17 protein-coding genes and 1 pseudogene are annotated in these 13,276 nt (G+C 65.8%); 13 read left to right on the top strand and 5 right to left on the bottom strand.

Annotated elements, in window-relative coordinates:
• Positions 1-74 precede the first annotated feature (74 nt).
• Positions 75-557: a DoxX family membrane protein gene (locus ROP_RS00370; RefSeq protein WP_012687335.1), complete on the top strand. Its 483-nt coding sequence runs from the start codon at positions 75-77 to the stop codon at positions 555-557.
• 129 nt (positions 558-686) lie between these two features.
• Positions 687-1,283, top strand: coding sequence for a GTP cyclohydrolase I FolE (gene folE, locus ROP_RS00375; protein ID WP_012687336.1), 597 nt, complete (start codon positions 687-689; stop codon positions 1,281-1,283).
• Between the two features lie 144 nt (positions 1,284-1,427).
• Here the strand turns inward: folE and ROP_RS00380 are convergent, their stop codons facing one another.
• Entirely contained in the window at positions 1,428-1,964 is a 537-nt protein-coding gene (locus ROP_RS00380) for a DUF488 domain-containing protein (RefSeq protein WP_043826100.1), read from the bottom strand.
• A 78-nt stretch (positions 1,965-2,042) separates the two neighbouring features.
• Positions 2,043-2,732 (bottom strand): helix-turn-helix transcriptional regulator, encoded by a 690-nt coding sequence (locus ROP_RS00385; protein ID WP_012687338.1) that lies wholly within the window; start codon positions 2,730-2,732, stop codon positions 2,043-2,045.
• Between the two features lie 61 nt (positions 2,733-2,793).
• On the opposite strand from ROP_RS00385, the gene fdxA reads away from it, so the two are divergent.
• The 6 genes from fdxA (at position 2,794) to ROP_RS00415 (ending at position 7,040) form a co-directional block, all read left to right on the top strand.
• On the top strand, positions 2,794-3,180 hold the full coding sequence (gene fdxA, locus ROP_RS00390; RefSeq protein ID WP_012687339.1) for a ferredoxin: 387 nt from the start codon (positions 2,794-2,796) through the stop codon (positions 3,178-3,180).
• A complete protein-coding gene (ctaD, locus tag ROP_RS00395) occupies positions 3,177-4,922 on the top strand; it encodes an aa3-type cytochrome oxidase subunit I (protein WP_012687340.1) in 1,746 nt (581 codons plus the stop codon). The genes fdxA and ctaD overlap by 4 nt, the downstream gene beginning before the upstream one ends.
• Positions 4,923-5,129: 207 nt before the next feature.
• Entirely contained in the window at positions 5,130-5,576 is a 447-nt protein-coding gene (locus tag ROP_RS00400; RefSeq protein ID WP_012687342.1) for a hypothetical protein, read from the top strand.
• Complete coding sequence (locus tag ROP_RS00405; protein WP_012687343.1) at positions 5,564-6,229, top strand: group III truncated hemoglobin; 666 nt, start codon at positions 5,564-5,566, stop codon at positions 6,227-6,229. The genes ROP_RS00400 and ROP_RS00405 overlap by 13 nt, the downstream gene beginning before the upstream one ends.
• Positions 6,226-6,537: a dsRBD fold-containing protein gene (locus tag ROP_RS00410; protein ID WP_012687344.1), complete on the top strand. Its 312-nt coding sequence runs from the start codon at positions 6,226-6,228 to the stop codon at positions 6,535-6,537. Before ROP_RS00405 ends, ROP_RS00410 begins: the two co-directional genes overlap by 4 nt.
• A 92-nt stretch (positions 6,538-6,629) precedes the next feature.
• On the top strand, positions 6,630-7,040 hold the full coding sequence (locus ROP_RS00415) for a DUF952 domain-containing protein (protein ID WP_012687345.1): 411 nt from the start codon (positions 6,630-6,632) through the stop codon (positions 7,038-7,040).
• A gap of 348 nt (positions 7,041-7,388) precedes the next feature.
• Here ROP_RS00415 and ROP_RS00420 read toward each other — a convergent pair whose 3' ends face one another.
• On the bottom strand, positions 7,389-8,084 hold the full coding sequence (locus tag ROP_RS00420; protein WP_080512555.1) for a helix-turn-helix transcriptional regulator: 696 nt from the start codon (positions 8,082-8,084) through the stop codon (positions 7,389-7,391).
• 157 nt (positions 8,085-8,241) lie between these two features.
• On the opposite strand from ROP_RS00420, the gene ROP_RS00425 reads away from it, so the two are divergent.
• The 3 genes from ROP_RS00425 to ROP_RS00435 all read left to right on the top strand — a co-directional run bounded on the left by ROP_RS00425 (position 8,242) and on the right by ROP_RS00435 (position 10,913).
• The gene (locus ROP_RS00425) at positions 8,242-9,144 is read left to right on the top strand and encodes a GTP pyrophosphokinase (RefSeq protein ID WP_012687347.1); all 903 of its coding nucleotides are present in this window, start codon (positions 8,242-8,244) and stop codon (positions 9,142-9,144) included.
• A 114-nt stretch (positions 9,145-9,258) separates the two neighbouring features.
• Positions 9,259-9,774 (top strand): DUF5994 family protein, encoded by a 516-nt coding sequence (locus ROP_RS00430; RefSeq protein ID WP_043823968.1) that lies wholly within the window; start codon positions 9,259-9,261, stop codon positions 9,772-9,774.
• Positions 9,775-10,484: 710 nt separating this feature from the next.
• Positions 10,485-10,913, top strand: a complete 429-nt coding sequence (locus ROP_RS00435) for a hypothetical protein (protein WP_012687349.1) — start codon at positions 10,485-10,487, stop codon at positions 10,911-10,913.
• 54 nt (positions 10,914-10,967) lie between these two features.
• Here ROP_RS00435 and ROP_RS43875 read toward each other — a convergent pair.
• Together ROP_RS43875 and ROP_RS00445 are read right to left on the bottom strand one after the other, a co-directional pair.
• Positions 10,968-11,177: pseudogene (locus ROP_RS43875) on the bottom strand (hypothetical protein); the annotation flags it as partial.
• A gap of 52 nt (positions 11,178-11,229) precedes the next feature.
• Positions 11,230-11,724, bottom strand: coding sequence for a MarR family winged helix-turn-helix transcriptional regulator (locus tag ROP_RS00445; RefSeq protein ID WP_012687351.1), 495 nt, complete (start codon positions 11,722-11,724; stop codon positions 11,230-11,232).
• A gap of 172 nt (positions 11,725-11,896) precedes the next feature.
• Here ROP_RS00445 and ROP_RS00450 point away from each other — a divergent pair, with 172 nt between their 5' ends.
• Both ROP_RS00450 and ROP_RS00455 read left to right on the top strand, forming a co-directional pair.
• Complete coding sequence (locus tag ROP_RS00450; RefSeq protein WP_012687352.1) at positions 11,897-12,538, top strand: carbonic anhydrase; 642 nt, start codon at positions 11,897-11,899, stop codon at positions 12,536-12,538.
• Between the two features lie 153 nt (positions 12,539-12,691).
• A complete protein-coding gene (locus ROP_RS00455) occupies positions 12,692-12,976 on the top strand; it encodes a hypothetical protein (RefSeq protein WP_012687353.1) in 285 nt (94 codons plus the stop codon).
• The last annotated feature ends 300 nt before the right edge of the window (positions 12,977-13,276 follow it).

Consider the following 13,276-nt stretch of genomic DNA (forward strand, 5'->3'; position numbering starts at 1 on the left):
AAAAAGTATTGACAAATAGGTGTGGAGGGACGATTCTAAAAATAATTCCTATTACTTTTACAAAGGGGTTTCTGATGACTACTCCCACGCCTGACTCGTCGGCGACCGCACCCACACCCGGAACGGCCCTGCAACGCGCTCGCAGTGACCCCGCCTACGGCGCGTTCCTGTTGCTGCGGATCGGATTCACCGTGCTCCCGATCGTCATGGGCATCGACAAGTTCACGAACGTGCTCACCACCTGGGAGGACTACCTGGCGCCGTGGATCGTCGACCTCAGCCCGTTCAGCGCGCACCAAACCATGCTGGTCGTCGGAGTGATCGAAATCGTCGTCGGCATCGCCGTCGCGATCAAACCACGATATGCGGCCTACATCGTCGCCGCCTGGCTCGCTGGAATCGTCATCAACCTGCTGAGCTACCCCGGCTTCTACGACGTTGCACTGCGTGACTTCGGACTGATGCTCGCCGCCCTCACCCTCGGCCGGTTGGCCTACGTGTACGACCCGGCCTGGCACCGGCGCACCGCACTCGCCCCGAAACTGAGTGCCGCCTAGCCGCCACCGACGCGCGTCCCGTCGTTGCGGGGCGCGCGAGGCTGGCACCCTCATCATGTCGTCCACCCACCGCGGCCACTGCGCTTCGCCGGGTGGACGCCACACCACACACTGCGGAAGGACCCCGGCATGCCGTCGACCGCGACACTCCACGTTCTCCACCAGGCACCAGGACGAGACCTGGCTGCGGCCGAAGAGGCGGCAGCGGCGTTCCTGGACGCACTCGGGATCGACCTGGACTCGGAAAGCCTGCGCGAGACGCCCCGGCGCATGGCCCACGGCTACGCCGAACTGTTCACCCCCCGCGCCTTCGATCTGACCACCTTCCCCAACGACGAGGACTACGACGAGCTCGTCCTGGTCCGCAACGTCCCGCTGCGATCGGTGTGCGAGCATCATCTGCTGCCGTTCGCCGGTACCGTCCACATCGGGTATCTGCCCGGCGACCGCATCATCGGATTGTCCAAGCTCGCCCGCGTGGCAGAGCATTTCGCCTGCCGGCCTCAAGTTCAGGAACGGCTCACCAAGCAGATCGCGGGCTGGCTCGACGAACATCTGCATCCTCGGGGTGTCGGGGTGGTCATCGAGGCCGAGCACAGTTGCATGACGCTGCGCGGGGTGCAATCGGTGGGATCGGCCACCGTCACCTCCGCTCTGTTGGGAGCGTTGCGCGATGATCCTCGTTCGCGCCAGGAATTCTTCGCTCTCGCCGGCGTTCACGCCTGACCGGGCGGGTAGACGACCCGCGGCCCGTCACCGCTTCGGCGGGGCGGCACGCCGAGTGCTTCGCCGCTCCGCGTTGCGGTCTCGGCCCCGGCGCCGAGCCGAAGCGGACGTCGGGCCCGAGTGCGGGCCACCGGTGCCTGCCGATCAGGACCGCGCCCGGTGGCGGTCCCAGACCACCTGGCCGTCGGCCCGCACCCGGGCGCCCTCCGCCGGGAGGTGCGGGGTGCGCCGGCCGTCGTGCATGAGGTGCTCGACGCTCACCCCGCGCCGCAGGACTGCGACGTCGGCGACGAGCCGGCGGTGGCACCGCCACCACACGCTCTCACTGCACATCATCGCCGTTCGCTGCCGCGCCGCCCGATCCAGCAACTCGGTCAGCGCCACGGCGAACTCGGTGGTGCGGGTGTGGGCGGCATAGGCGGCGAACTGATCGACCTGCCACCAGGGGTCCTCACGCGGCTCGCCGGGCGACAGGCGGCGGCGACCGCCCAGTCGCGACTCCCAGCGATAGCCGATTCCGGCGTCCGGTAACCAGTGCGTCATCATCTCGCTGCCGACATCGCGATTGCGGCGACTGCCGGGATACCGGCGAATGTCGACCACCGCGTCGACACCGGCGCGGTTCAGCAGTGTCGTCAGTTCTTCCCGACCGAGCCGGCCGTGTCCCACGGACAGCAACATCGCCTCACCACCTCCGCCCACCGGAGACCACACCGCCCCCGGTGCGCGATCGAGGTCAGCCCGGGCATCCCGGGCGGGCTAGCGTCGCGCCAGGTGGGCGACGCAGGTCCGGGGTGTTTCCCACGGGATCAGCCGATTGTCGGATTCCGGTGCGCCGAGCCGGTCGAGGACGCCGCGCATCAGTCCGAGATGCAGTGCGCACACGACGTTCGGGCTCTGCCGGGCGACCGACTCGAACGGGCAGGCATGCAACCGGATTCGCATCTCGTCTTCTGACGCCTCGAGCTCGGGGTCGAATCCCATCTCCGCGAACAGGGTGGTGAGGGTGCTAGCGGCGTCCTCGATCGATCGGGGGGACCCGGGGGTCTCGGTGAGGTCGTCGCGTGCCCACGCCCGGCCGGCCGCCTCCGCCCGGGCCACGGGGTCGTCCTCGGAGCTCGCCCAGTGCGCCGCCAGCACACGAGCCAGCCGTTGGTACCCGGAATCGGCGTGGCCCGGTTCGAGGGGGGCCAGCGCCCGGTAGAGCCGACGCGGGCGGCCGCGCGCCGGATTCCGCTCGGGTTCGGCCGAGACCAATCCGGCGCTGGTCAACGCATCGAGGTGAAAGCGAACCGTGGTCACGTGCAGCTCGCACAGTGCCGCCAGTTCCCCGATGGCCATCGGCGTCGGACTGGCCCGTAAAGCGTCCAGCAGCTGGACCCGTCTGCGCGAGGCCAACACCGCGTGCGTCCCGGCGCGCTCCGCGCCGGTTCCCTTTTGTATCGCCATACTGTATGACTTTAGAGGAAGGGATTCCTCAAAAAAAGGGTTTAGCTTCCCGGAGGTGGCCATGACCTATGTGATCGCAGAGCCGTGCATCGATGTGCTGGACCGGGCCTGCGTCGAGGAATGCCCGGTGGACTGCATCTACGAGGGCGGCCGGTCGCTGTACATCCACCCCGACGAATGTATCGACTGCGGCGCATGCGAGCCGGTGTGCCCGGTGGAGGCCATCTTCTACGAGGACGACCTGCCCGCCCGGTGGGTCGCGTTTACCGACGACAACGCCCGGTTCTTCCACAGCCCGCTCCCCGGTGCGAGTGCGGCGCTGGGGATGCCGGGCGGGGCGGGCAAGCTCGGTCCGCTCGCCGCCGACACCGAATTGGTGAGTGGGTATCCGCCTTCGGGCCCCGCCGCTACCGGCGGGGCGTCCCCCTGCGGCGGCGGTGCGTCGTGACTCCCCTCACCGTGGAAGTCGTTCCTGTCCGGCCGTTCCCGGCACGGCGCGGGATCAAGGGGTCGTTCCTCTACAAGGCCGCCACCACCACCGACCCGAAGATGCTGGGTCTGATGTACATGGTCACCTCGTTCGTGTTCTTCATGGTCGGCGGGTTGATGGCCCTGCTGATCCGCACCGAACTCGCGGTCCCCGGTCTGCAGTTCCTGTCCAACGAGCAGTACAACCAGCTGTTCACCATGCACGGCACCATCATGCTGTTGCTGTACGCGACGCCGATCGTGTTCGGTTTCGCGAACTACATTCTGCCGCTGCAGATCGGCGCCCCCGACGTGGCGTTCCCCCGGCTGAACGCGCTGAGCTACTGGTTGTACCTGTTCGGCGCGATCATCACCGTGTCCGGGTTCCTCACCCCGGGAGGGGCGGCGGACTTCGGCTGGACCGGGTATTCCCCCCTGACCAGCGCGGTGCATTCGCCGGGGGTGGGCGCCGACGTGTGGATCACGGGACTGGCGTTGGCCGGTGTGGGCACCATCCTCGGCGGCGTCAACATGATCACCACCGTCATCTGCCTGCGGGCGCCGGGGATGACGATGTTCCGGATGCCGATCTTCACCTGGAACATCTTCATCACCATGATCCTGGTGCTGATCGCCTTCCCGATTCTGGCCGCGGCACTGTTGGGCCTGCTCGTGGACCGGCACCTCGGGGCGCACCTGTTCGATCCGGCCACCGGCGGTGCCCTGCTCTGGCAGCACCTGTTCTGGTTCTTCGGTCACCCCGAGGTGTACATCGTCGCGATCCCGTTCTTCGGCATCGTCTCGGAGATCTTCCCGGTCTTCAGCCGCAAGCCGCTCTTCGGGTACACCGGCCTGGTCTACGCGACCATCGCCATCGCCGCACTGTCCACCGCGGTGTGGGCGCACCACATGTTCGCCACCGGCGCCGTTCTGCTGCCGTTCTTCTCGCTGATGAGCTTCTTCATCGCGGTGCCCACCGGGGTGAAGTTCTTCAACTGGATCGGCACCATGTGGAAAGGGCAACTCACCTTCGAAACCCCGATGCTGTTCTCGATCGGTTTCCTGGTGACCTTCCTGTTCGGTGGACTGTCCGGCGTGTTGCTCGCGAGCCCGCCGCTGGACTTCCACGTCACCGACTCCTATTTCCTCGTCGCCCATTTCCACTACGTGCTGTTCGGCACCATCGTGTTCGCCACCTACGCCGGCATCTACTTCTGGTTCCCGAAGATGACCGGACGGCTGATGGATGAACGCCTCGGCAGATGGCACTTCTGGACCACGTTCATCGGCTTTCACACCACCTTCCTGGTCCAGCACTGGCTCGGCGCCGAGGGCATGCCCCGCCGCTACGCCGACTACCTCCCCTCCGACGGGTTCACCACCCTCAACACGGTCTCGACGATCGGCTCGTTCGTCCTCGGCGGGTCCGTGTTGCCGTTCGTGTGGAATGTCTTCAAGTCCTACCGGTACGGTCAGGTGGTCACGGTCGATGACCCGTGGGGTTACGGGAACTCGCTCGAGTGGGCCACCAGTTGTCCCCCGCCGCGGCACAACTTCACCGAGCTGCCCCGAATCCGTTCCGAGCGTCCCGCGTTCGAGTTGCACTATCCCCACATGGTGAAACGGATGCGCGCCGAAACGTACGTCGGTCGACGGCCCAAGTCGGTCGCGGTCACCGCGGGCACCGTCTCCGGGCCCGAGCGAGAGGCGGGCCGGCGATGAGTGACACCGTCGATCGTTCTTATAGTTTCCTGCGGTGTCGCGTAGCCGATGCGGCCGACAAGCATGCACGGTCGTCGTCCTCGGCGGCGACCAGCCCCACCACACGGGCACCGCTGCACCCGTCCACCGGAGACCGTCCGGCGAACCCGAACCCGAACCCGAACCGTCCTCGCGAGGTGGATGGCCCATGACTGAGGTGGGTGGCCCATGACTGAGGTGGCGCGCTACACGCAGTTGATCCTGCCGGTCTTCTGGCTCGGGATGGTGGTGGCGATTTCGTTTCTCGAGGCGCCGATCAAATTTCGGGCCCCGGGCGTGACCCTGGCCATCGGGCTCGGGATCGGCCGGAAGGTCTTCCTCGCGCTCAATGCGGTGGAACTGGTTCTGGCACTGGCGTTGTTGGCGTCGTGCGTCGCCGCGCCACCGGGCGCAACCGCGTTGACGGTGCTCGCGCTGGTCACGGTGGTGCTGGTGGTGCAGATCGCGGTGGTGCGTCCGCCCCTGAGTAAACGATCGGACCGGATCCTCGCCGGAGAGCACCTGCCACGATCGAGGATACACCTGGTGTACATCGGACTGGAGGTGGCGAAGGTCGCATTGCTGATCGCGTTGATCTTCCAGCTGTTTCGGGCGGTGGCCTCATGCCTTCACTGACACCAGGCGAACCTACGCGCACGGATCTGGCCACTCGCACCGACATCGAGGACGTGCTCCGCCGGTTCTATGGGCGCGTGCTCGTCGATGACCTCCTCGCCGTCCCGTTCGCCGAGATCCGGGAGAGCGGGCTCGAATCACGCCTGCCGATCATGTGCGACTTCTGGGAGACCGTCCTGTTCGGGGCCCGCCTCTATCAGGGCAGCGCCGGGCGGGTGCACCGGAGCGTCCACACCCGGCATCGATTCGAGGCATGGCACTTCCTCCGATGGCTCACCCTCTGGTCCACCACGGTCGGGCAGATGTTTCACGGTCCGAGCGCCGCACACGCCACAGTCCACGCCACCAGGATCGCCCGGGCGATGCACCGCAACCTGACCGGCACCGACTCCGCCGAACTCGATGCCCTCACCACCCGAGAACCCCATCGGGTCCGCGATGACCACCCATCTGATCGCTCCCCCGGAGGTGACCTCGATGACGGAACGGCGTCTCATCGCCGGGTGCACGGTGAGGCCACGGATCTCCCGGAAGACCACCACACTCCGCGCCGAACAGACCAGACAGTGGCCGCAGACAAGCCCCCCGGGGTAGCCAGCGTCGACTCGGATGGTCCGCGGCGCAGAATACGAAAGGAAGTGCTTCAACCGTGAACGAGAAGACATGGTCGGTGAATATCGTCATCGACGAACACAAATCGGCGGAGACCGGGGCCCAGACACGAGCGAGGGCCCGTCTGCGGACCAGCGGCCGGGCCGCATTCGTGGGAACGGGACTCGCACGGCGCAACCCGCACCATACCGACGTCCCGGAGGTCAGCGACGACATGGCCGCTGCCCGCGCCCTGGCAGACCTGTCGCATCAACTGTACGAAGCAGCCGCCCAGCGCGAAGCGGTCACGCGCAGCGCGCTCACCTCCGCACGCGCCGCCGACTTCGGCCGTCGACGTTCCTCGGCCTGAACACCGGCACGCACGAAACCCCCGTCGACCCGGGCGTGGGGCGGCGCCCGACACCTGCATTCCCACGGACATTCCTCCACAAGGACATCACGATGAGCGAACATCTCTTTCACATAGCCCTCGCCGACGACTGGGAAGGCGCCGCACGGTTCGGAGAATACGAAGCGTCCACCCGCGCCCACACACTCGATCAGATCGGATTCATCCACGCCGCGACCGCGGAGCAACTCGAGCACGTCCTCGCCACCGTCTACGGTGACGTCAATCTTCCCCTGGCGGTGATTGTGATCGACCAGGACGCACTCCGCGATGCCGGCGTCGACGTTCGCTGGGACGAGAGGGCGGGACCGTCGGATACGCCCGGTCGGTGGGTTCCGCGGATCATGGGAGCGGTGCCGCTGGATCCGGACATCGTTGTGGCGACCATCCCGCTCGAGAAACACGGTGAGAATTGGACCGTCCCCGACCTCTCCGGGTACAGCGTCGACGAGGCGGCGTCGTAACAATCCCCCGCCCGTACACCAAGATCACCGCTGTCGGCACACGGCGGCCGGCGCGGGGACCATCTGTGCAGATTCGCGCGCGGGCCGCATCGGTAGGGGTGGTGCACAGTGTGGCTCGGGCGGGCACGAGTGCCTCACATCACCGGATGCCTGTCGAAAGAAACTCGGGGCCGACAGATTTCGAGGTCGAACATCATCCACGAGTCACTCTCAAAGCAACACGAGTCACTCTCAAAGCAACTTGTCGCAGAGCGTTCCGGAGAACGATCGCCACAATCATCACGGCATCGCCCCCTCACCTCGACCCAGACCCTGGCACCAGCAGCGCCGCGTTTCGGGCAACCTGACTCACCCCGCCACCAGCCTGGCCACGCACAGTTCGGGTTCGACGAACGGCTCAAGGTGAGCAGAGAGGGCCGGTTGATGCGGCTTTCGGTTTCCCTCGGTCGTTGACGTGTTCAGCAGACCCTGCAGCAACCCCCGATGCACTCCGCACACCACCTCGGGATGCGACCGGGCCAGATCCCGTACCGGGCAGGCGTGCAGGCGAATGATCCGTTCACGTTCGCCCGCGGGGCCGCCGCTGTCCGCCGACGGCGGTGTCGACGGGTCCGGCGCCGAGACCAGCTCGGGGCCGAACCCCATCCGCGCGAAAGCATTCGTGGTGCGCGCCGCCGCATGATCGAGCGCATCACCGGCATCCGACTCCGGGGTGTGCCCGCCGTCACCGGTGCCTGCGCTGCGAGAAGCCGCCATCCGCGTGGCCCATTCGTGCCCGGCATGCTCCGCGCGGCGAGCCCGCGTCTGCACCGTCTGGCCCAACTCCATCGCGAGGACGTCGGCGAGAGTCCGGTAGTCCACGCGTTCCTCGATCGCCAGATAGCCGGTACGGGGCCGGCCCGCGCCCGGCCGGTTCATCCGGGTACGTGTGATCGCACCGTCGTCACACAGCGCGTCCAGATGGAACCGCACCGTCGTCACGTGCACACCGATCTGTGATGCCAGTTCGACGGCGTCCACCGCACCCTCGTGCTCACGCACCATCCGAAGAACACGTTCCCGTTGCCGGTTGCGCGGCAGGAAATTTCGCCGCGGCCCCCGGGCATCGCTTGCCTCGTCCACCTCGTCACCTTTCATTCCACCAATTTAAAGGATATGCTTCCGTTAAATACTAACCGCTTCACAACAGCAGAGGTAGGAGATGACGGTCGACACCATCTGCGATCCCGACATACCGATGACGACGCAGGTCGAGCTCTTCGGTCCCGAATTCACCCAGTTCGTGTTGCCCTACCAATGCGCAATCTCGACGATGACCACCAAAGTGCACATCCTGCGAAAGGGTTTCACCCATCTGGATCGACACTGCCCGATCGAGCACGTCTCAGCACGGGTGAAATCCCCCGACAGCATCATGGCCAAAGCGCAGCGCCTGCGCTGCCCGCTCACGGTCTCCCACATTCGTCAGAACATCCGCGATATCGCCGGAGTCCGCATCACCTGCGGTCTCATCTCGGACACCTACCGCGTTGCGGACCTTATCGGCGGTCAGCCCGATGTCACGGTGCTCGAGGTCGAAGACTACATCGCGAAGCCGAAATCCAATGGCTACAAAAGTTTGCATATGGCAATCGAGATCCCGGTGTTCTTGAGCGACCGAGTTGTCCAGGTACCCGTCGAGCTGCAAATCCGGACAATCGCCATGGACTTCTGGGCCAGCCTCGAGCACAAGATCTACTACAAGTACAAGCGCTCCGTACCTCGCCGACTGTTGCAGGAGTTGACCGAGGCCGCCGACGTCGCACACCGACTCGACAGGAAGATGGAGCGGCTGCACAACGAAGTTGCCGGCCTGAAGTCGGTGGTGGACTCCGACGGTCCACTGAGCCTCGAGGCCACCGACCACGATCATGGCGATCGCTCACAGAACCGTTGCGGGAAACCCCACAACTCGACCGCCGGGCCGCTCGTGCGAAATCCGCCGGCAGGTGGTGTGGATGTCTGCCGAAACACCACACATCTCACTGACGCAGTGTTGCAGGGCAACACTCGCGTAGGACCCAGCACTGCACCCACAGCATGCCGACGAAACCCCAATCCGTAAATCCCACGACAACCGTTTCACCAATCATCAACAGGCGGGAGGCCACTCATGTCCACACCAACCTTGCATGTGGATGCCTCGAAGGCGACACCCTCAACCAGTCGAGGTCTGCGATTGCGGCTCAAGCCCGTCCAGTCCCGCGGATTCGTACAGGGCGCCTGGTGGCCACGATCGACTCACCTCACCGATGAACTTCCGGCCCTACTCACGGCCCTCTCGCGGCGGCTGGGCCACATCGACCGGATCATCTACGACGAGAACGGCTGGGCGCCAGCACCGTCGCGTATCGACCACGCAGGCAACACGGTGGACCTACGACACTCCAGCGACCAGTCGAGCAATACACTGGCGATCACCGGCGAGAAGTTCGGACGGCTGGTCCTGCTGGTGGTCCCTCCGTACACCGACCCGGTCTTCGCCTACGCGACCATAATGACGGCGGCGAGTCCGCGCGACGTCTCCACCGCCGACGAACTGCTGGCGATCGGTGCACGCGAGGCCGAGGATCGCCGGCTGGCACTGCGCGCCCAACACCGCTGGGAGTCCGAAGGCGGAGCACTACACCACCGAGGAGACAAGTCTGTGCGGCCGCGCCGCACCGGCGACAGCGACCGGGTGCGACACGGCTGAGTGAGACCCGGGGGTGGCACACATCTTTCCGTCCACCCTGCCACCGCCACAGTGATCCTCGACAACGGGCGGTCAGGGTGACAGCACCCAGTGCCCTCGTGGACAACGCGTGCGACAGCAGCCCGTCGAGCCACCCACGAAACGTTGTCCAACGGACGCGAAGTTCCGCCTGCGCTCGGAAGTCGTGCGCGTCGCGGCGCGGTCATCTGTTCCACCATTGACCTGGTGATACACGACTCCGCGGCGCAGAAGCGTCCGTACCGCTGAGTGAATGGGACCCGTGCTCGCAGGATCGCAAGACGGTGGGGTCAGTGCCGTTTCCTGTCCGCGGGTAGTTCGGCGGATTACCGACGGCCTCACCGAAGAGGGTGGAACCCAAAGTTCGACATCCCCAGGATGACCCACCGCCTGGTGCTGGTGGTGCCCCCTCCAGTGCCACTCCCCCCTGCCACCACCAGTCGCATAGCTGAGAGGCACTGTCGTTCCGGCCCACTCACACTACCGAGCACACAGGTGAGACCGCCCGGTACAGGTGTTGCTTGATACAATTGTCGTGCACACCACGGCACGGATGCCAACGTCGTTTGCGTGCCGTGGGACGCGAAAAGCCCTCCTCCGATGGGATTCTCACGTCGAGGTTCTGTCTCAGTGGAAGTATGACGAGTATGCGAAGACGCTGGCCGGCCGCACCCCCACCCTCATGGCGCGGGGTGGGTATTGTTCACGGGCGTTCCGTTCTCGCCGCGGGCCTCGGGATCACCGTCGAACTCATCGACCTTCTTCGCTACCCGGCCGGGGTGGAACTGCGTCTTGCCCTCACCGCTTACGGGCACGCGGCCCAGCAGGCACGCTATGAAACACGACCGCTGACCGATCCCGGGGATCCGTCGCCGCGGTGGTCGTTCCTCCGAACGCATGTGCGCGCCGGGGATCTCACAGGAGAGGCCGACCCGTACCAGGCCCCGATCCTGTCGACCGGAACGACGCGGTTGATCGACTTCCGCACTACGCCGCGGTACTGGATAGACGGAATCCCGGCGCCGGTGTCGCTCATGGTGACCGTGGAATGGGCCCGGATCGGCCTGGCGGCAACGTCGTCGACGATCGAGATCGGGCCCGTACCCCACCCGCTCCCCTAGTAGGGCTGCGCCAAGCGGTGTGGTGGCACAGTCGGCAGGTACCGACCCAACGAATCAGTGCGCGTGGACGTTCGCGGCGGGTGGCGTAGCGGGCCGGTTCTGCCGAACCGAATTTGGGTGAGTCAATCGCAGGGTGGCGAGGAAGAGGTGGGCGGCGGTGACCAGGGCGGCGTGGTGGTGTCCGCCGAGCCAGGAGGGCTCATCGTAATGGTCCAGTCCGAGAACGGGTTTCAGTTCCCGGTGGTCGTGCTCGATGCGCCATCGGAACGCACGTGTGACCTGTTCGCACCAGCCGGTGACCACAGGAGCGGGCAGTTCACCGCAAAAGCGAGCTGAGCGCGGGTGGGGTCGACGTTCCGTCGAGGCACTCGTGTATGCGACGCAGGGTGGCCGCACAATCGGACCGCTCGGTGGGGTCGAGTTGGTCGAGGATGCGACGTAACTCCCCTTGCCGTCGAGCATTCACCTGCTCGACGACGGCGCGCCCCCGCGCCGTCGATTCCAGGGTGACGACGCTGCGATTCGATCGATCCGCGCCTCGCCTGAGGTGCCCGGAGGCGAGGAGGCGATCCGCGAGGCGGGTGACCGTCGATGCGGCAACATCCAGTGCTCGCGCCGCCTGACTCGAACTCACTGTGCCCTCCTCGCTGAGCACCATCAGCAGCCTCAGCTGCGGCAACGTGACGTCGACGTCGCCGCCCTCGATGCTGCGCAGCGCCACACCCACGAGATCTCGGGTGGCGACTTCGAATGCTCGCAGATCCTCGGGACTCGTGCTCACCGACTCGTCGTCACCGCCGCGTTTGCGCATAGCTCAAGTATTGCAGAAGCTAAGCCTTGCATGCTGCAAGAACTTGGGTAGCTTGGTGGGTACTGGACCACCCCGAGCCGTGGCCTCGTCAGTGATGTTCGAGCTTCGGCCCGATCCGGGCCCGGCGCGGCGACACGAGTACCCAGCGCGGTCGAAACGAAATGAGGCCTCAGTGCACACAGATTCTCCGCACCCTACGACCCCCGCGTCCGCATGGAGGGTCCTGCGGCAGGGAAACGAGCGATTCGTCAACGGAACCCCACTGCATCCCAACCAGGGGATCGCGGACCGCGCGGCGCTCTCCGACGGGCAGCACCCCACCGCCATGTTGTTCGGATGCGGAGACTCGCGAGTGGCCGCCGAAATCATCTTCGATCAGGGTCTCGGTGACGTGTTCGTCGTGCGCACCGCAGGCCACGTCCTCGACGACGCCGTTCTCGGCTCGATCGAGTACGCCGTCGAAATCGTGAACGTTCCGCTCATCATCGTGCTCGGCCACGACGGCTGCGGCGCCGTGAAGGCGACGCTCGACGCGCTCGACAACGGCGCGGTGCCGGACGGATTCATTCGCACCGTCGTCGAACGCGTGGCACCGTCAGTGATGACGGGACGTCGCGAAGGGCTCTGCACCGCAGACGAACTCGAAGTCCGTCACGTGGTGGAGACCGGCGAACTTCTTGCGCAGCGCTCACGTATCATCGCCGGACGCATCGAGGTCGGTACCTGCGCCATCGCGGGCGTCACCTACAAGCTGTCCGATGGCCGAATACATCTTCAGGGGACGGTGGGAGACATCGGTGAGCCCGGCGACTGACTCCCCAGAACGACGACTTCCGTCGGATCCGACACCACCACATCACTCACCACCGGCGGATAGCGCGGGCCGGGGCTACCGGCGCGGCAGGGTGGCGCAGCCTGACCCGGCGATGCCGTAAGTGGGCTGCGCCGCACGATCGGAGGATCCACAGTGAGCACCGCGCTGTACTTCGCCGGACTCAGCCTCATCGGCATCGGAGGACTGGGCGACGGCTTGATCCGGGGATTGAACCCGTCCGCTCACCCCGGCACACACAAGGTCTCGATGGGCCTGGCCCTGGCCGGCGTCCTCTGCTGGACTGTCGGGGCCGTCGTGTCCGATCAGCCGTTATGGTGGAAGATCGTCGCCTCCGTCTTCGTGTTGACGATAGGTTTTCTCCTGACCATGCGATCACGGTTCCTGCCCAGTCACCAGTGGTGCGAACCCGACGAGTGACGGAATCCTTTCCGTGTACCGGCAGTACATCCTCGTCGAGCCACCGGTGGTGCAGCACGTGGCGACCGCGAACACCGATCGCGTCGGGCTGCACGTGCCTCGTAATCCTGTTGTCGGGGGTTCTTACTCGCTGCGCGGGCAGTCGGTCGGCGTGATCGGGGTGACAACGGGCCCTGCAACGCGAACCCCAGCAACTTGCTAAGATACGCAAGTAACACAATCTGCAGGCGCTGTAGGTTGCAGGCGAGGCAGCAGGCCCGGCGCCGCATCGAGTGGCCAAACACATCTCGCCGGCACCGT

The sequence above is a fragment of the Rhodococcus opacus B4 genome (genome assembly GCF_000010805.1).
Taxonomy (GTDB): Bacteria; Actinomycetota; Actinomycetes; order Mycobacteriales; family Mycobacteriaceae; genus Rhodococcus_F; species Rhodococcus_F opacus_C.